We start from the raw sequence: 17,578 nt of genomic DNA on the forward strand, positions 1-17,578 counted from the left end.
CTACGGTCTGGCGCGATAATGCAGTGGCGGCGACGCTTGCGCTGCTGCTCGCTGCCGTATGGGCGTGGCGGGACTGGGCGGCGCTGTCGGTGTTGCGGCTGCCCGATACCGATGATGTGATGCGGTTGCAGCAAATTCGCGACTGGCTGGGTGGCCAGGGATTTGGCGATCTGGCGCAGTATCGGCTTGGGGCTGCGGGGCTGGAGATGCACTGGTCGCGGTTGCCCGATCTGGTGCCCGGCGCGATCATCGCTGTGCTGACGCCTGTTGCGGGCGCGCACGCGGCGGAGCTGGTCGCGGTGATGATGTGGCCGTTGTTGTTGTTTGCGGTCGCGTTGACGCTGGTCGCGGCGATTGCGCGGCGGGTTGCGGTGTCGGCACCCGTTGCTGTCATTGTCGCCGCGCTGGCCTATCCGGCGAGCGCTCTGTTCCTGCCCGGGCGGATCGACCATCATGGGCTGCAGTTGGTGTTGTTGCTGGTCCTCGTCCGCGCCGTGATCGGTCCCGGCGGGTGGCGCTGCGGCGTCGCGGCGGGCGGCGCGAGCGTCGCGTCGCTGGTGGTGGGGATGGAGACTGCGCCGTTCCTGGCGCTGGGCGGCGGGGTGCTGGTTCTGCGCTGGATTGCAGACGGGGCGGGGGAGCGGCTCCGCCTGCTCGGCTATGGCGCTGCGCTGGTCGTCGGGCTGGCGCTGGCGGCGCTGCTGTTTCGGACGAGCGGGTGGAGTGTCGCGACCTGCGATGCGTTCGCCGCACCCCTGTGGCGCGCGGCGCAGGTGGCGGCGCTCGCGCCGCTCGCGCTCGCGCTGGTTGCGCGCCGCATGGCGAGCCCGCGCGCACGGCTGATCACGGCATTTGTGGTGGTCGATGTTGCGGTCGTCGCGGCGCTTGCGCTCTCACCTGCCTGCTTGTCGCCCTATGGCGGGGTCGATCCGCTGCTGGAGCGGCTGTGGCTGGGGCGGGTGGCGGAGGCGCAGCCGCTGTTCGGCGCGCCGCTGGATCATGCGATCGGTTATGTCGGGTTGGCGCTCGCGGGACTGGCCGCGACGCTATGGCAGTGGTGGCGGACGCGCGGCACGGGCTGGGCGGTGCTCGCCGGGTTCCAGCTGGCGGCGCTCGCGCTCGCGCTGGTGCAGTTGCGTGGCATCTACGCCGGGACGCTGCTCGCCGCGCCGGGATTGGCGGCGCTGATCGCTTATGCGCGGGAGCGGGGGCCGCTGGCGCTGGCGGCGGCGTGGGTTGTTTCGGCGGGGTTTCTCTATCCGGCGCTGGGCAGTCTTGCCGCGCCGCCGCCGCCCGCTGCGACGTGCGATGGCGGTGCGGTGCTGGCGCAGCTTGCTGCCCAACCGGCTGGAACGGTTGCTGGGCCGATCGACCTGGGGGCCTATGCGCTGGCGGAGACGCGCCACCGCATTCTCGCAGCACCCTATCATCGCAATGCGCAGGGTAATCTGGCGGTGTATCGGCTGGTCGACCTGCCGGTTGGCGCGGCGCGTGCCGAGGCGAAGCGGTTGCGGATCGACCTGATCGCCGATTGCGGCGGGGCGTGGGACGAGCTTGGCGCGCCGCCCGCCGGATCACTGCGCGCCGCGCTGCGGGCGGGGACCCCGCCGGACTGGCTGACCCCGGTTGCGCCGGGCGCGACGGTTTATCGGGTGGAGCGATGAGCGGGCGCTGGTGGGAAAGCCGGTGGTTCTTGGCCGCTGCGATGCTGCTTGCGGCAATCCCGTTGTTGTGGCCCGCCGTGCCGCCGCTGACCGACCTGCCCGGCCATATCGGGCGGTACCGCGTGATGCTGGGCGATGAGGCGGCGCTGCTTGATACTTACTACGCGTTCGAGTGGCGACTGGTCGGCAATCTGGGGGTGGACCTGCTGGTTGCCGCGCTGGCGCCGCTGATCGGGCTTGAGCCTGCGGTCAAGCTGGTGGTGCTGGCAATTCCGGTGCTGACCACGGGGGCGCTGCTCTGGCTCAGTCGGGAGTTGACCGGGCGGGAGAGTCCGTGGGCGCTGTTCGCGCTGCCGCTGGCGTACAGCTATCCGTTTCAGTTCGGGTTCGTGAATTACTGCCTCGCGATGGCGCTCGCGCTCGGCGGCTGGGCGCTGTGGCTGTGGCTGGGGCGGTTGCAGCGGATCGCGTTGCGCGCGGCGATATTCGTGCCGCTCGGACTGATCGTGTGGACGTGCCACGCGATGGGCTGGGCGATGCTGGGTCTGTTCGTCTTTGCGGGCGAATGGGCAGCGCGGGTCAAAGGCCGGTCGCTCGCGCGCGCTGCCTTCGACGCCGCCATCGCATCGCTTCCGCTCGCGCCTCCGGTGCTGGCGATGTTGCTCTGGCGCGGTGGTGGGGCACCTGCGGACACCGGGCGCTTCTTCGACCTGATCGCCAAGCTCAAGGGACTGGGCAGCGTGCTGCGCGACCGGTGGATCTGGCTCGACCTGCCGGCATTGCTGGTGATCGTGATGGCGGTCTATGCCGGTATCCGGGGGCAGGCGGGGCGGTTCGAGCCGCAAGCCGCTGCGGCTGCGGGACTGACGGTGCTGGCATTCCTTCTGCTGCCGTTCACGCTGCTCGGTTCGGCCTATGCCGATCTGCGGCTGCTGCCCTTCGCCTTTGCCGTGGCGCTGGCGGGACTGACCCCGCGCGAGGGGGCGCCAGTCCGCATCATCGCGCTGGCGGGCCTCGCCTTTTTCCTGATCCGCACGCTCGGCACCACCGCCAGCTTCGCGCTCTACGATGCCGATTGGCGGCGGGAGCTGGCGGCGCTCGATCAGCTTCCGCGCGGCGCGCGCGTGTTCGCGCTGGTCGGTGACGGCTGCGACCAGCCCTGGGCGCACAGCCGCCGCACGCACCTTCCCGCCTTTGCCACCGCGCGCCGCGCCGCCTTTGCCAATGATCAGTGGCGGATGGAGGGCGCGCCGTTGCTGCGCGTGCCATTGCCGCTCGGCTATTTCGCACATGATCCGTCGCAGATTTCGGTCGAGGCTGCCTGTCCGCACGATCCCAACCTCCTTCCCCGCGACCGGGCGCTCGCGGCGTTCCCGCGTGACGCGTTCACCCATGTCTGGCTGATCGACGCGCCGACCGCCCCGGCATCGTTGCACGGCCTGCGCCCCGTCTGGAAACAGGACGGTTCGGCGCTCTATGCGATCGATCGTTCGGCAAGCCGCTTGCCCGCAGGTGCTGCGCCGCAGTAAGGCGGTCGGATGCAAGGGGGAAATCCGACCGAGATGCCACGCTGGTGGCAGACGCGCTGGTTCGTGCTGTTCGCGGCACTTGCGGCGGCGATCCCGTTATTGTGGCCGGACATCCCCCCGCAGGTCGACCTGCCGGGCCATATGGCGCGGTATCGCGTTCAGCTGAGCCATGGCGAAGTGCCGTGGCTCAACGATTGGTACAAGTTCGAATGGAGCCTGATCGGCAATCTCGGGCTCGACCTGCTGATCATCCCGCTGGAGCCGATTTTCGGGCTTGAGCTGGCGGTCAAGCTGATCGTGATCACCATCCCGGTGCTGACCGTTACCGGCCTGCTCTGGATCGCGCGCGAGGTGCATGGCCGCATCCCCGCGACCGCTTTGTTCGCGCTGCCGCTCGCCTATAACTATGCGTTCCATTTCGGGTTCGCCAATTTCGCGCTGTCGATGGCGCTGGCGCTCAACGCCTTTGCGCTGTGGCTGCGGCTGGCGCGGATGGGCAAGGTGCGGTTGCGCGCGGTGCTGTTCGTGCCGATCGGCATGCTGATCTGGGTCACGCACACCTTTGGCTGGGGCACGCTCGGCGTGCTCTGTTTCGCCGCCGAGCTGATCCGCCAGCATGATATGCGCGGTCCGCGCACCGGCCCGTGGCATGAGAATTTTGTGCAAAGGTGGGTCGTGCCGTGGTTCATGGCGGGCATCCACTGCCTGTCGCTGGTCCCCGCCGCCGTGCTGATGCTGATGTGGCGCAGCGCGGGCGATGTCAGCGGCGTCACTGGCGACTGGTTCAACTGGCGCGCGAAGATCTGGTGGGTGCTGATGGTCCTGCGCGACCGCTGGCAGCTGTTCGACATCGCCTGCCTCGGCGTGCTGTTCCTGGTGCTGCTCAAGGGGCTGCGCGATCCCAATATCGAATATTCGCGCCACCTGGGCATTTCGGCGCTGTTCCTGATCGCGGTGTTCATCCTGTTGCCGCGCGTCGTGTTCGGATCGGCCTATGCCGATATGCGGCTTGCCCCGTACATGATCGCGATTGCCGTGATCTCCCTGCGCCCAAAGCCGGGCATGACGATCCGGGGCGCGAGCGTGCTGGCGATGGCGGGGCTGGCCTTCTTCCTCGTTCGCATGGGAACGACGACGTATAGCAACGTTCTCTACGACAAATCCTATGACCGCGAACTCGCGGCGCTGGAGCATGTGCCAGAGGGGGCGCGGCTGCTGAGCTTCGTCGGTGAGACCTGTTACAACGAATGGACGATGACGCGGCTGCAGCACCTGCCCGGCATGGCGATGGTGCGGAAGCTGGCCTACACCAACGACCAATGGTCGATGGCGGGCGGGCAGTTGCTCACCGTCCGTTACAAGCAGGCGCGCGGGTTCAGCCATGATCCGTCACAGATTGTCACCGACACCAAATGCCCGCGCGAATGGTGGCGGCCGGTTGCGGTCAGCCTCGCGCGCTTCCCGCGCCATGCCTATGACTATCTGTGGGTGATCAGCCCGCCGCCGTACGACAAGCGGCTTGAGGCGGGGCTGATTCCGGTGTGGCGCGATGGCAGCAGCGCGCTGTTCAAGATCGACCATGGCCAGCCGGCAGCAGAGCTGAACGCCGAAGATCTCGGCCCCTATCGCAAGCAGATCCAGAACATCCGCGAGTTTCTGGAGCGCGACAAGAAGAAGCAGATGGAAGCGTGGGAGCGCGCGAAGAAGGAGGCTTAACCTCACGCTCCGTTTGCTCCGAGCTTGTCGAAGGGCGGGGCGCGGCCCTTCGACAAGCTCAGGGCAAACGGGCATTGGGAAGCCTTAACCGCCCCGTCTGAACGGCGTCAGCTCGCCCAGAAATTCCTGTTCCTGCGCCACCGCGTCGCGCTCACGCGCCAGATACTCCTCGATCGCGCGGCGAAAGCCTGGATCGGGGATGTAGTGCGCCGACCAGGTGGTGACGGGGACATAGCCGCGCGCCAGCTTGTGCTCGCCCTGCGCGCCCGCCTCGACCCGCGGTAGTCCGCGTGCGATCGCCGCCTCGATCGCCTGATAATAGCAGAGCTCGAAGTGGAGGAAGGGGACGTCCTCGACGCAGCCCCAATAGCGGCCATAGAGCGCATCGCCGCCGATCAGGTTGAGCGCCCCCGCGATCGGCCGCCCGTCGCGCTCGGCGAACATCAGCAGCAGCCGGTCTCCCATCGCTTCGCCGAGCAGCGAGAAGAAGGGGCGGGTGAGATAGGGCCGACCCCATTTGCGGCTGCCGGTATCCTGATAGAACACCCAGAACGCATCCCAATGCGCCTCGGTGATTTCCGCGCCGCTGAGATGCCGGATCGCCAGCCCCTCGACCGCGCGCTCGCGTTCCTTGCGGATCGCCTTGCGCTTGCGGGAGGACAGGTCGGCGAGGAAGGCGTCGAAATCGGCATAGTCGCGGTTGTGCCAGTGGAATTGCGTCCCCGCGCGGACCAGCCAGCCGGCCTCCTCGAACAGCGGCAACTGGGCTTCATCGACAAATGTGACGTGCGCAGACGACAGCCGGTTGTTGTCGGTCAGCGCCTCGATCCCCGCGATCAGCGCCGGTGCCAGCGCCGGATCACGCAGCAGCAGACGGGGGCCGGGGACGGGGGTGAACGGGGCCGCGACTTGAATCTTGGGGTAATAGCGCCCGCCGGCATGCTCGAACGCGTCGGCCCAGGCGTGATCGAACACATATTCGCCTTGGCTGTGGCTCTTGGCGTAGGCCGGGGCGATGGCGGCGGGGATGCCGTTTGCGTCGTCGATCACGATCGGCAGCGACTGCCAGCCGGTTCCGGCGCCGACCGACCCCGATGCTTCCAATGCGGCGAGGAAGGCGTGGCTTAGAAACGGATTGCTGTCGCCCGCACAGGCGTCCCACTGCGCCGCCGGGATCGACGCGACTCCTTCGGCAATGCGGGCTGAAATGGGTTCCGGCACGCGCTGTATCTAGGGAGCGTCTTCGAGTCCGCCAACCGGCGCGTCGCTGCGCACGCCCGCGACGCTGCCGATCCGGTCGCCCTTGCTGCTGCGGAAATGGAGCACCTGTTGCGGGAACGGGATTTCGATGCCGTGTTCCTGGAACTTGACCCATAGCCGGTTGAGCACGTCGCTCTTCACATTGCCAACGCCGCCTTCGGGATCGCTGATCCAGGCGAGGATCTCATGCTCCAGCGCATAGTCGCCGAACGAGGTGAGCCAGACATTGGGCCGCGGCGAATCGAGCACGCGCGGGCTTTCCAGTGCGGCGTCGAGCATCAGCTTCTGCGCGAGCTTGACGTCGGATTCATAGGCGATTCCGACCGGGATGCGGACGCGGACATTGCGGTCGGAAAAAGACCAGTTTTCCACCTCCTGAGTCATCAGATTCTCGTTCGGAATCAGATGCTCCTTGCCGTCGCGCGTGATCACGCTGACTGCGCGGACGCCGATCTTGTTGACCCAGCCAAAGCTGTCGCCGACCACGATCACGTCACCCGGTTTGATCGAGCGGTCCATCAACAGGATGATCCCGGCGATCAGATTGCCGACCGTCTTTTGCAGGCCAAAGCCGACCGCGAGGCCCATCGCGCCGGAGAAGACGGCAAGGCTGGTCAGGTCGATGCCGAGCAGGTCGATCCCGAACAGGAACACGACGACGATCACCGCGATGCTGGCGAGCTTCTGAATCAGCAGCTTCTGCGTCGCGTCGAACCCGCGGGCCTCGCGGATTGAATGCGCGATCACCCGGTTGACGAGCCGCGCCCCGGCATAGAGCGCAACGGCGGTGACGAGCACCGTGACCGCGGCGAGCAGCGACAGCCGGCGCGAGCCGACATCGACGCCGATCCGGTCGAGCGTGTCGGTGATGACGTTGAACCCGCCGAGCGCATGGCTCAGGATCGCGACGAACACGATCGCGGAGACCGCCCATGCGCTCCAGCGCGGCATGTGCAGTCCGCGCATCACGGTCATCACCGTCATCGCGGTCGCCGCGCCGAGCGCGATGCCCAGCAGCATCGCGGCCAGCGTCGTCCACGGCCAGGCATTGGCGATCATCGCCAGCAGCAGTGCCGCGCTGCCGTGGCGCACGACATTGTGCATGCGCGGGGCCAGCCCCTCGACATGATTGCCGACGCGCCGCTCCCAGAATGCGGTCAAAAGCGGCCCCAGCTTGCGCCCGGCAAGCCAGCCGATCGCCAGCGCGACGAGCGCGAGGCTCCCCGCAATTGCGCCCTCGACCAGCTGTGGCGGGGTGGGGGCGTGGATGCCGTTGGCGGTGAGCCACTGTGCCAGCGCGGGCGGGATGAGGTTGGGGAGGGTCACGAAGCGGCCCGGAACCGGTCGAGCCCGGCGGCGAGATCTGCGATCAGGTCGGCGGGATCCTCCAGCCCGATCTGCAACCGCACGGCCAGCCCTTCGGCCTCCCATTGGGTGACGCTGCGATGGCGCTGCGGGTCGATCGGGATCGCCAGGCTCTCGAACCCGCCCCAGCTATAACCGATGCCGAACAGCTCAAGCCCGTCGATCAGCGCGGCGCGCGACGCCTCGGTCCCGCCCTTGAGCACGAAGGAGAACAGTCCGGTGGCGCCCTTGAAGTCGCGCACGAACAGGTCGTGGCCGGGGCAGGAGGGCAAGGCGGGGTGGAGCACCCGCGCCACTTCGGGCCGCGTTTCCAGCCAGCGCGCGATCTCCAGCGCTGCCGCATCGTGATGCTTCAGCCGCACCGCCATGGTGCGCAGCCCGCGCGAGCCGAGCCAGGCATCGTCGGGGCTGGCGGTCTGGCCGAGCGCGAAGCTGGTGTCGCGGAGCTTGGTCCAGTGCGTCGCTGCGGCGGTCACGCTGCCCAGCATCACGTCGCTATGGCCGACGATGTATTTGGTGCAGGCTAGGATCGACAGATCGACGCCGAGTTCGATGACCGGGAACAGCAGGGGCGTCGCCCAGGTATTGTCGATGAGCGTCGTTACGCCGCGCGCCTTTGCGGCGGCGACGATCGCGGGGACGTCCTGCACTTCGAAGGTCAGGCTTCCGGGGCTTTCCATAAAGATCGCGCGGGTGCGCTCGCCGATCAGATCGGCGATACCGCCGCCGATCATTGGATCGTAGAAGCGCGTGGTGACTCCGAAGCGCGCGAGAAAGCCGGTCGCGAAGCTGCGCGTCGGGTCATAGACGCTGTCGGCCAGCAGCAGCTCGTCGCCCGGCGACAGCACGCTGAGCAGCGCGGCGGAGACTGCGGCGACGCCGGAGGGGTAGAGGAAGGTCGCCTCTGCGCCCGGCTCGAGGCTGGTCAGCGCATCGGCAAGGCTCCACTGGGTCGGGGTGCCGCGACGGCCGTAGAACAGCCGGTGGTGCGTGTCGCGCCCGCCGGCCGCACGCATCTCCGCGACACTGTCATAGAGGATGGTCGAGGCGCGCCACACTGGTGGGCTGACGATCCCCTGTGTCCATTCGGGCCGACGTCCCGCGCCGACGACCTTCGTGCCGTTACCCATCGTGTCGTCCGTGCCGCTCATGCAGCTCCCTTTGCCTTGGGCGTAGCGGGGTCTGCGCCCCATTCGCTCCAGCTGCCGTCATAGAGTGCGGCGCGATGTCCGAGCAGATGCAGCGCAAACGCCGGTACCGCCGCCGTGATCCCCGATCCGCAGGTGGTGATCACCGGGCGCTCGACCTCGATCCCCTCCGCCTCGAACAGCGCGCGCAGGGTGGCGACGTGCTTCCACGTGCCGTCGGCGTTGAAGAACTCCGAATAGGGCACGTTGGCGCTGCCGGGGATATGGCCGGGTTCGACGCCGGGGCGTGGTTCGGGCTCACTGCCGGCGAAGCGCGTGGCCGAGCGGGCGTCGACCAGCTGCTCGGCGTGGCTGTCGAGGTTGACGCGGACCTGATCGATGTTGCGGACCCCGGCGGGGTCGAGCGTTGCCGTCAGGGTGCGTGGCGCCGGAGCTACGGAGCCGGTTTCGATGGCATGCCCCTCGGCCCGCCATTTGGCGAACCCGCCGTCGAGCAGCGCGGTGGCGATGCCGAAGCTGCGGAACATCCACCATGCGCGCGCCGCCGTGTGGTGCGGGGCATTGTCGTAGAGGATGATGCGGTCGCCATCGCCCACGCCAAGCGCGCCGACCTGCGCGGCGAATTGCTCGGCCGATGGCAGCATCGTCGGCAGCGGGCTGGCGCGGTCGGCGATGGCGTTGATGTCGAAGAATGCTGCGCCGGGGATGTGCGCGCCTGCAAACTCCGCCACGGCGTCGCGCGGCTCGCCCGGCAGGAACCAGGTGGCGTCGAGGATGCGCAGGTCCGCGTCGCCGATATGATCGGCAAGCCATTGCGTCGAAACGAGTGAGTTCATTGTGCCAGCCTAGCCTTCATCCAGCCCGGCGAGAAACGCTTTCGCTTGTGCCCGCAGCGCGCGTTGCGTGTCCGCGTCCATCCGGTCCCAGTTGCGGAACGGCATGGCGAGCCGCTGGTTGCTGCCCAGCTTCTCGCGGTTGCGAACGAGAAAGTCCCAGTAGAGCGCGTTGAACGGGCAGGCTTTCGGGCCGGTGCGCGCCTTCACGTCATAGCGGCAATGCCCGCAATAATCGGACATGCGGTCGATATAGGCGCCCGATGACGCGTAGGGTTTCGACCCCAGCAGCCCGCCGTCGCCGAACTGGCTCATCCCCAGAACATTGGGCGCCTCGACCCATTCATAGGCATCGGCATAGACTTCGAGATACCAGCGCTGGACGTCCGCCGGATCGGCACCGATCAGCAGCGCGAAATTGCCGGTCACCATCAGCCGCTGAATATGGTGGGCATAGGCGTTCTGCAGCGTCTGGCCGATCGCCTGCGCCATGCAGTGCATGTCGGTCTGGCCGGTCCAGTAGAAGGCGGGGAGGGGCCGCCGCGCATCGAGGAAGTTGCGCGAGGTATAGTCCGGGCCCTCGCGCCAATAGATGCCGCGCACATATTCGCGCCAGCCGATGATCTGGCGGATAAAGCCCTCGGCGGCGTTGAGTGGGGTGTGGCCGGCGCGGTACGACGCCTCGACCCGGCGGCACAGGTCAAGCGGATCGAGCAGCCCGCAATTGATGTAGGGCGAGAGGAGCGAGTGCCACAGGAATGGCACATCGGTCAGCATCGCGTCCTGATAATCGCCGAATTGCGGCAGGGCGTAACGCAGGAAATGCGCGCGCTGACGCTCGGCATCGGCGGCGGTGACTGCAAAATCGAACCCGTCGAGCGTCCCGGGATGATCGGCGAAGCGATCGGCGACGAGCGCGATCACCTCTTGCGTCAGGTCGTCTGCCGCGAACGACAGCGGGTGCGGCATGGTCAGGTCGCGCGCGGCTGGTTTGCGGTTTTCCTTGTCGAAATTCCACTGGCCGCCCTCGGGCTCGCCGCGTTCGGTCAGCAGCAGGCCGGTCTTGCGGCGCATCTCGCGGTAGAAGAATTCCATGCGCAGCTGCTTGCGGCCATCGGCCCAGGCGTCGAACTCGGCATGGCTGGCGATGAAGCGGTCGTCCTCGCGGATCTCCACCGACACATCGAACTTGTCCGCCCAATGCTCCATCGCATGGCGGACGCGCCATTCGCCGGCTTCGGTAGCGATGATGCGGGCGGGCTGGTGCCGCTCGACCGCGCGGGCGAGTTCGCCGGTCAGGCTGCCGCTGTTGTCGGGATCATCCAGGCGGACATAGTCGACCTGCCACCCGGCGTCGCGCAACGCCTGAGCATGGTGACGCATCGCGGCGAACAGGAAGGCGATTTTCTTCTTGTGATGGCGGACATAGGTCGCTTCCTCCTCGACCTCCATCATCAGGATGACGCTGGTTGCCGGGTCGGCAGTGCGCAGCGCGGACAGGCCGGGCGAGAGCTGATCGACCAATAGCGGTATCAGCGTGTCGATCCCCCGTTTCATTTCCGCAACGCCTTTCCTACATCGCGCGCCATGACACCCAAATTCCTAGGCCAGACCAGCGCACTCCCCGCATCGCCCGAAGAGGCGGTGCTCGATTATGTTCCCAACCCGCGTCCGGGAAGCGATTATCTCGTCCGGTTCGTCTCGCCGGAGTTCACATCGCTCTGTCCGATCACCGCAGCGCCGGATTTCGCGCATCTGGTGATCGATTATGTGCCGGGCGTCACGATCGTCGAATCCAAATCGCTCAAACTCTTTCTCGGCAGCTTTCGCAACCATGGCGCGTACCACGAGGATTGCACGGTCGGGATCGGCCAGCGGCTGTTCGACGAGATGAAGCCGAAATGGCTGCGCATCGGCGGATATTGGTATCCGCGCGGGGGCATTCCGATCGACGTATTCTGGCAGTCGGGCGAGCAGCCTGCGGGCGTGTGGATCCCCGCGCAGGATGTGCCGGGCTATCGCGGACGCGGTTGAACCTTTGCGATGTTGCATTGCAGCATCAATGCAACCATAGTGTCATTGTAACGTTTGGAGATTGCTCGCCCGAACTTCGGGCTGACCCATGTTGCCGATGCGAAGGAATTAGGAATGACGCGAGGGTCGCTGCTGCCTGACCGGGTCGATCACATTGCGCTGATCGGTAATTTCCTGCCACGCAAATGCGGCTTGGCGACCTTCACCACGGATTGTTTCGAGGCGATGCGTGCCCGCTTTCCCGAGATGCGGGTCGATGTCTATGCGATGGACGATCGGCCGGGTAGCTATGACTTCCCACCGGCGGTGACCGCGACGATCCCGCAGGACGATCGCGCCGCCTATCTCGACACCGCGCGTGCGATCGATGCCTCGGGCGCGCAGGCGATCTGGGTCCAGCATGAATATGGGATCTATGGTGGGCCTGCTGGGGAGCATCTGATCGCGCTGCTCGATCGCAGCGGGCTTCCGGTGATCGCGACGCTGCACACCGTGCTCGAGGCGCCAAATCCGGATGAGCGGCGGGTGATGGAAGCGCTGCTGCGCCGTGCCGCGCGGGTGATTGTCATGGCCGAGAAGGGCCGAGATATCCTGCGCCGCGCGCATGGCGTCGATCCGCGCAAGGTGGTGGTGGTTCCGCATGGCGTTCCCGACCGCGCGCTGGTTGATCCCGATACGATGAAGCCGCGCTTTGGCTGGCAGGGGCGGCAGGTCATCCTGACGTTCGGCCTGCTCGCCCCGAGCAAGGGTATCGAGACGGTGGTCGAGGCGCTTCCCGCGATCGTCGCCGGGCATCCCGATGCGCTGTATGTGATCCTCGGCGCGACGCACCCCAATCTGGTGGCGCATGAGGGTGAGGCGTATCGTGATCGCCTGCACGCGCTCGCAGCGACGCTCGGGGTCGAACGGAACATCGCGTTCGTGAACGCTTTTGTCGAGCAGGATGAGTTGCTCGATTATCTGCAGGCGGCGGACATCTATGCAACGCCCTATCCCAACCCGGCGCAGATTACCTCCGGCACGCTGTCCTATGCCGTCGCATCGGGAAAGCCGGTCGTGTCGACGCCTTATGTCCATGCGACCGAGATCCTCGCCGACAATCATGGCGTCCTGGTGCCGTTCGGCGACAGCGGCGCCTTTGCCGATGCGATCAGCGCGCTGCTCGACGACGACAAGGCGCGTGCAGCCATGGCGCGGCGCGCACATGACCGCGGCCGCACGATGATCTGGCCGCGGATTGCCGAGGCGGTGGCGGATCTGCTCGATGCGGTGCGCGACACGCGCCCGCCGCGCATCCGTGCCCTTCCCGCTGCGCGAACGACCGTGCTGCCCGGTGATTTTCGCGCGGTCGAGCGAATGAGCGATTCGACGGGCATGCTTCAGCATTCGATCTATGCGGTGCCCGACCGGCGTCATGGCTATTGCATCGATGACAATGCCCGCGCGCTGATCCTGATGCATCGGATTGACCCGCTCGACGACAGTGACCGCGATCGGTGGACGAGCGTGTTCGCCGCGTTCGTCCAATATGCGTGGAATCCCGACCTGCGGCGCTTCCGCAACTTCATGAGCTTCGACCGGCAATGGTGCGAGGACAAGGGTTCGGAAGATTCGAACGGCCGCGCCTTGTGGTCGCTCGGAGTCAGTGCCGCCGAGGCGCGGGCGCCGAAATATCGCGACTGGGCGCGTATCCTGTTCGACCAGACCGCATCGATCGCGCTGGAGTTCGATAGTCCGCGCGCGCGTGCGTTTGCGATGCTGGGGGCTGCAGCGATGCTCGACGCGCATCCCGGCCACGCGCTGTCGCGCGCGTTGCTGGAGCGTTTTGGTGAGGAACTCATCGCGCTGCTCGACATCGCGCGCCGTCCTGAATGGGAATGGTTTGAGATCGTCCTCGCCTATGACAATGCCCGGCTGCCCGAGGCGCTGATTCGCGCTGGTGAGGCGCTTGGGCGGCCCGACTTCACCGCGTGCGGTCTGTCGACACTCGCGTGGATCGTTGAACAGCAGACTTCGCCTGATGGACGGTTCCGCGCCGTCGGGAGCGAGAGTTTTGGGCGTCCCTATGCCGCGCCACTGCCGTTCGATCAGCAGCCGCTCGAGGCGCAGGCGACGATCGATGCCTGTGCCGCGGCCTTCGACGCGACTGGCGACACGCATTGGGTGGATTGTGCGCACCGTGCCTATCGCTGGTATCTCGGCCAGAACGACCTCGATCTGCCGCTCGCCAGCACGTCTGATGGCGGCTGTTTCGACGGGCTGACGCCCTATGGGCTCAACCGCAATCAGGGTGCTGAGTCGATTCTGGCACTGCAACTTGCCGGCTGCGCGATTTCCGCCCTTTCGCGGCGCGCGCAAATCGTGGCAGACCCGGGAAAAGCCGTCGCATAAGCATGCACACGGTATTGAAGAGTCCGGGGGGACGCATGCTCGACCTGTATCATCACCCGCTTCGGCTTCGCGCCGACCCGTCGCGCGTCGTGGTGCGCCCGTTCCACATCGGCTGGCAATCGACCAATGGCGCGCCCTCGCGGACCGAGCGGCTGGTACGCGCGGTGCTCGATATGTCACCGGGCGAGGCGCGCGCGCAACTTGCGACGGTGCTCAAGGATTTCGAGGCGCGCCACTGGCAGACGCGGCGCGTGTTCATGACCCGCTATGACGAGATCGAGGCGCAACTGGGTTTGGATGGCGCGACGATCGGGGACGAGAAGCGCCAACTGATCGGTGCCTATTTCTGCCACGAGTACAGCTATGCCGCCGCCGCGCTGATGAACCCCAGCGCGGTGCCGCATCACGACCAGTCGGGTATGCCCAAGGGGTCCTTGCGCATCCTGATGAGCCTGCGCGCGGTGGGAGAGGGGCATATCTCGTCGGTGGCGTTCCGTGAGGGGATCATCACCGACCAGAATGAGATGATGCTGGCGCCCGAGCCGCCATTCGCCACCTCTGCCGACGCGCAAGGCGATGAGGAGCGCGCGCCCGAGGGGGCGGTCAAGGTGCATCGTCACCGCGATTCGACGCTGTCGGGGACGCTGCTGTTCCCGATCACGCGTGCCCAGTCCAACGGGCTGGAGGACATGCGGCTGACGCGGTTTACGCATGACGATGGCAGCGACGAATGGCTGGGGACCTACACCGCCTATAACGGGTCGCAGATCCAGTCCGAGATGCTGCGCACCCGCGACTGGCGCGAATTCGATCTGGTGCCGATGAGCGGTAGCGCCGCGCGCAACAAGGGCATGGGCCTCTTCCCGCGCAAGGTGAACGGCAAGTACATGATGATCGGGCGGCAGGACGGGGAGAATATCTTCCTGATCGAATCCGACCGCCTGACGCACTGGGACGAGGGGGTGAAGCTGATTACGCCCAAATTCCCGTGGGAACTGGTGCAGATGGGCAATTGCGGCCCGCCGATCGAGCTCGACGAAGGCTGGCTGATGCTGACACATGGTGTCGGCGCGATGCGCAAATATTCGATCGGCGCGGCGCTGCTCGACAAGGACGATCCGTCGAAGGTGATCGGCCGCACCAGCGAACCGATCCTGACGGCCGCGAGCGAGGACCGCGAGGGCTATGTCCCCAACGTCGTCTATTCGTGCGGCGCGCTGCGGCACGGGGAGTCGATCTTCATTCCCTATGGCGTCGCCGACAGCTCGGTGGCGTTCGCATTCGTGACGATCAAGTCGCTGCTGGCGGTGATGTAGCAGGCCAGCGGCGACGTATCGGGCGGTTATCGATCCGGTTCGATTCCTGCCCTTGTCAGCTCAAGGCGCGGCATGAGTGCGATCCGGCTGACAAACCATTCGACGTCGCTCGCATCGACCGGCCCGGCACTGGCCTCAAAGAACAGGTCCGCGTCCATCTCGCTGGTGGTCGGGCCACATGAGGTGTCGACTGCCCGCTCTTCGCAAAAGGTCAGCTCGATCTTGTTCATGCGGCCCTGTTGTCCGCTTCCGACGATCGCCGCCCGCTTCAGCAGGCGCGGGGTGTCGCCGACTCCTACGGCAGTGTGCGTGGCGCGAAAGGCGGACAACGCAGTTCGCACCGCTTCCGCCCCGCTGTACGACAGGGCGTCCGTCCCACCGATCAACTCGCCGCCATAAGCGACCAGGCTGCTGTCGGCCCGGAACATGCCGCGCAATACCGTTTCATCGCCCGTGCGCAGATACCGGATCAGCTTCTCGCCCCATGTATCGTCCGTGAACTCCGGGAGGCTACAGCCGGTGGCGGCTTGGCTTGATGCCAAAATCACGCCGGTGGTGACGCCTCGCAACATAGCCCTGCGATCGACCATATTCCTCACTTCCGTGCTGAGCAGCGTTGCTTGCGCGCCGGTTAGCGTCCCTTGAACAACCCGCCCAGGATACCGCGGACGATGCCGCCGACGACGCTGGCGCCGACGCCGGATTTTTTGCCGAAGATCGCCTTGGACACCTCGCCGGCGACGGCGCGACCGGCGGCGGAGGAGGCGGATTGGGTTGCCGATTTGACTGCGCGGTTCCACGGGTTGTTCGCCGCTTCGCGCTCGGCCTTGCGGCGCGCTGCTTCTTCCAGCCGCGCCTGACGGTCGGCCTCGCGCTGTTCGGCGAGGCGCTGGCGCTCGGCTTCTTTGGCGGCGCGGGCGTCGTCCTTGGCCTGGGCGAGTGCGGCCTTTTCGGCCTCGTCCTGCGCCTTGGCTTCTGCGGCGGCGGCGGAGGCTTCGGTCGCCTTGGCGGAGAGCAGTTCCTCGGCCGATTCGCGATCGACGCGGGTGTCGTATTTCGCGCCAACCAGATCGGTCTCGATCAGGATCTTGCGCTCCTCCGGCGTGACCGGCCCGACGCGCCCGCGCGGCGGCTTGATCAGGGTGCGCTGGACGGGCGAGGGAGCACCATCGGCCATCAGCACGGAGACCAACGCCTCGCCCACCTTCAGCTCGGTGATCGCGGTTTCGACATTCAGATCGGGATTGGCGCGGAAGGTTTCCGCCGCCGCCTTGATTGCCTTTTGCTCGCGCGGAGTGAAGGCGCGCAGTGCGTGCTGGACGCGGTTGCCGAGCTGGCCAGCGACATCCTCTGGAATGTCGATGGGGTTCTGGGTCACGAAATAGACGCCGACGCCCTTTGACCGGATCAGGCGGACGACCTGTTCGACCTTGTCGAGCAGCGCCTTGGGTGCTTCCTCGAACAGCAGATGCGCCTCGTCGAAGAAGAAGACGAGCTTGGGCTTGTCGGGGTCGCCCACTTCGGGGAGCGATTCGAACAGTTCGGACAAGAGCCACAGCAGGAAGGTGGCGTAGAGCCGGGGCGAGGCCATCAGCTTGTCGGCGGCGAGGATGTTGACCACGCCATGGCCGTTGTCGTCGGTTTTGATGAAATCCTGAATCGACAGCGCCGGCTCGCCGAAGAAATGCTCGCCACCCTGGCTGCGGAGCTGGAGCAGTTGCCGCTGGATCGCGCCGACGCTGGTCTTGGCGACATTGCCGTAGCGGGCGCTGAGTTCGTCGGCGCGTTCGCTGCACGCGGCCAGCATCGCCTGAAGATCGTCGAGGTCGAGCAGCAACAGGCCGTCATCGTCGGCGACGTGAAAGGCGATGGTCAGCACGCCTTCCTGCGTGTCGTTGAGCCCCATCAGCCGCGCGAGCAGCAGGGGTCCCATTTCAGAGACTGTAGTGCGCACGGGATGGCCCTGCTCGCCGAACAGGTCCCAGAATTGCACCGGTGCAGCGCCATAGGCCCAGTCGGTATAGCCGATCTCGGCGGCGCGCTTGCTGAAGGGTTCGTGAGTCTTGGCGGTCGGTGAACCGGCCATCGCCATGCCGGACAGGTCGCCCTTCACATCGGCGGCGAACACCGGGACGCCTGCACGGCTGAAGCTTTCAGCGAGTCCCTGCAGCGTCACCGTCTTGCCGGTGCCGGTGGCGCCCGCGACCAGACCGTGCCGGTTTGCACGCTTCAGAACGAGCGCCTGCGGCTCACCTCCGCCAAGGCCAATGAACAGTTCGCCTTCACCCGACATGCTGCGCTCCCGATAGTCAGGAGCGCAGC

The 17,578-nt window shown here is 66.5% G+C and carries 13 protein-coding genes; 6 read left to right on the top strand and 7 right to left on the bottom strand.

Going from position 1 to position 17,578, the window contains the following annotated elements:
* Positions 1-23 precede the first annotated feature (23 nt).
* Genes K9B35_RS06890 through K9B35_RS06900 form a run of 3 tightly spaced genes read left to right on the top strand, consistent with a single transcriptional unit; the run spans position 24 to position 4,909 of the window.
* Positions 24-1,664, top strand: a complete 1,641-nt coding sequence (locus tag K9B35_RS06890) for a hypothetical protein (protein WP_224921059.1) — start codon at positions 24-26, stop codon at positions 1,662-1,664.
* Positions 1,661-3,193, top strand: a complete 1,533-nt coding sequence (locus K9B35_RS06895) for a hypothetical protein (protein ID WP_224921060.1) — start codon at positions 1,661-1,663, stop codon at positions 3,191-3,193. Before K9B35_RS06890 ends, K9B35_RS06895 begins: the two co-directional genes overlap by 4 nt.
* Positions 3,194-3,202: 9 nt before the next feature.
* A complete protein-coding gene (locus K9B35_RS06900; RefSeq protein WP_224921061.1) occupies positions 3,203-4,909 on the top strand; it encodes a hypothetical protein in 1,707 nt (568 codons plus the stop codon).
* 84 nt (positions 4,910-4,993) lie between these two features.
* On the opposite strand, the gene K9B35_RS06905 is transcribed toward K9B35_RS06900, so the two are convergent.
* From K9B35_RS06905 to K9B35_RS06925, 5 genes are read right to left on the bottom strand one after another with little or no spacing between them, the layout of a single operon-like run.
* Positions 4,994-6,130: a GNAT family N-acetyltransferase gene (locus K9B35_RS06905; RefSeq protein WP_224921062.1), complete on the bottom strand. Its 1,137-nt coding sequence runs from the start codon at positions 6,128-6,130 to the stop codon at positions 4,994-4,996.
* A gap of 9 nt (positions 6,131-6,139) precedes the next feature.
* Entirely contained in the window at positions 6,140-7,495 is a 1,356-nt protein-coding gene (locus tag K9B35_RS06910) for a mechanosensitive ion channel family protein (protein WP_224921063.1), read from the bottom strand.
* A complete protein-coding gene (gene metC, locus K9B35_RS06915) occupies positions 7,492-8,685 on the bottom strand; it encodes a cystathionine beta-lyase (RefSeq protein WP_224921064.1) in 1,194 nt (397 codons plus the stop codon). Before metC ends, K9B35_RS06910 begins: the two co-directional genes overlap by 4 nt.
* Positions 8,682-9,518, bottom strand: a complete 837-nt coding sequence (sseA, locus tag K9B35_RS06920) for a 3-mercaptopyruvate sulfurtransferase (RefSeq protein ID WP_224921065.1) — start codon at positions 9,516-9,518, stop codon at positions 8,682-8,684. The genes metC and sseA overlap by 4 nt, the downstream gene beginning before the upstream one ends.
* A gap of 9 nt (positions 9,519-9,527) precedes the next feature.
* Positions 9,528-11,072, bottom strand: a complete 1,545-nt coding sequence (locus K9B35_RS06925) for a cryptochrome/photolyase family protein (protein WP_263622361.1) — start codon at positions 11,070-11,072, stop codon at positions 9,528-9,530.
* A 30-nt stretch (positions 11,073-11,102) separates the two neighbouring features.
* Here K9B35_RS06925 and queF point away from each other — a divergent pair, with 30 nt between their 5' ends.
* The 3 genes from queF (at position 11,103) to K9B35_RS06940 (ending at position 15,256) form a co-directional block, all read left to right on the top strand.
* Positions 11,103-11,549, top strand: a complete 447-nt coding sequence (gene queF, locus K9B35_RS06930; RefSeq protein ID WP_224921066.1) for a preQ(1) synthase — start codon at positions 11,103-11,105, stop codon at positions 11,547-11,549.
* A gap of 114 nt (positions 11,550-11,663) precedes the next feature.
* Positions 11,664-13,940: a glycosyltransferase family 4 protein gene (locus K9B35_RS06935; RefSeq protein ID WP_224921067.1), complete on the top strand. Its 2,277-nt coding sequence runs from the start codon at positions 11,664-11,666 to the stop codon at positions 13,938-13,940.
* 35 nt (positions 13,941-13,975) lie between these two features.
* Complete coding sequence (locus K9B35_RS06940) at positions 13,976-15,256, top strand: glycoside hydrolase family 130 protein (protein WP_224921068.1); 1,281 nt, start codon at positions 13,976-13,978, stop codon at positions 15,254-15,256.
* 26 nt (positions 15,257-15,282) lie between these two features.
* On the opposite strand, the gene K9B35_RS06945 is transcribed toward K9B35_RS06940, so the two are convergent.
* Complete coding sequence (locus K9B35_RS06945) at positions 15,283-15,846, bottom strand: hypothetical protein (RefSeq protein ID WP_224921069.1); 564 nt, start codon at positions 15,844-15,846, stop codon at positions 15,283-15,285.
* Positions 15,847-15,887: 41 nt separating this feature from the next.
* Positions 15,888-17,549, bottom strand: coding sequence for a helicase HerA-like domain-containing protein (locus K9B35_RS06950; RefSeq protein ID WP_224921070.1), 1,662 nt, complete (start codon positions 17,547-17,549; stop codon positions 15,888-15,890).
* Between the last annotated feature and the right edge of the window lie 29 nt (positions 17,550-17,578).

This window comes from Sphingomonas sp. R647, from assembly GCF_020177055.1.
Classification (GTDB): domain Bacteria; phylum Pseudomonadota; class Alphaproteobacteria; order Sphingomonadales; family Sphingomonadaceae; genus Sphingomonas.

Coding starts and splice junctions, on each gene's coding strand:
- K9B35_RS06945 (WP_224921069.1), bottom strand. CDS start 15,846: ATGGTCGATCGCAGGGCTATGTTGCGAGGCGTCACCACCGGCGTGATT.
- metC (WP_224921064.1), bottom strand. CDS start 8,685: ATGAGCGGCACGGACGACACGATGGGTAACGGCACGAAGGTCGTCGGC.
- K9B35_RS06950 (WP_224921070.1), bottom strand. CDS start 17,549: ATGTCGGGTGAAGGCGAACTGTTCATTGGCCTTGGCGGAGGTGAGCCG.
- K9B35_RS06895 (WP_224921060.1), top strand. CDS start 1,661: ATGAGCGGGCGCTGGTGGGAAAGCCGGTGGTTCTTGGCCGCTGCGATG.
- K9B35_RS06935 (WP_224921067.1), top strand. CDS start 11,664: ATGACGCGAGGGTCGCTGCTGCCTGACCGGGTCGATCACATTGCGCTG.
- K9B35_RS06940 (WP_224921068.1), top strand. CDS start 13,976: ATGCTCGACCTGTATCATCACCCGCTTCGGCTTCGCGCCGACCCGTCG.
- K9B35_RS06925 (WP_263622361.1), bottom strand. CDS start 11,072: ATGAAACGGGGGATCGACACGCTGATACCGCTATTGGTCGATCAGCTC.
- queF (WP_224921066.1), top strand. CDS start 11,103: ATGACACCCAAATTCCTAGGCCAGACCAGCGCACTCCCCGCATCGCCC.
- K9B35_RS06900 (WP_224921061.1), top strand. CDS start 3,203: ATGCAAGGGGGAAATCCGACCGAGATGCCACGCTGGTGGCAGACGCGC.
- sseA (WP_224921065.1), bottom strand. CDS start 9,518: ATGAACTCACTCGTTTCGACGCAATGGCTTGCCGATCATATCGGCGAC.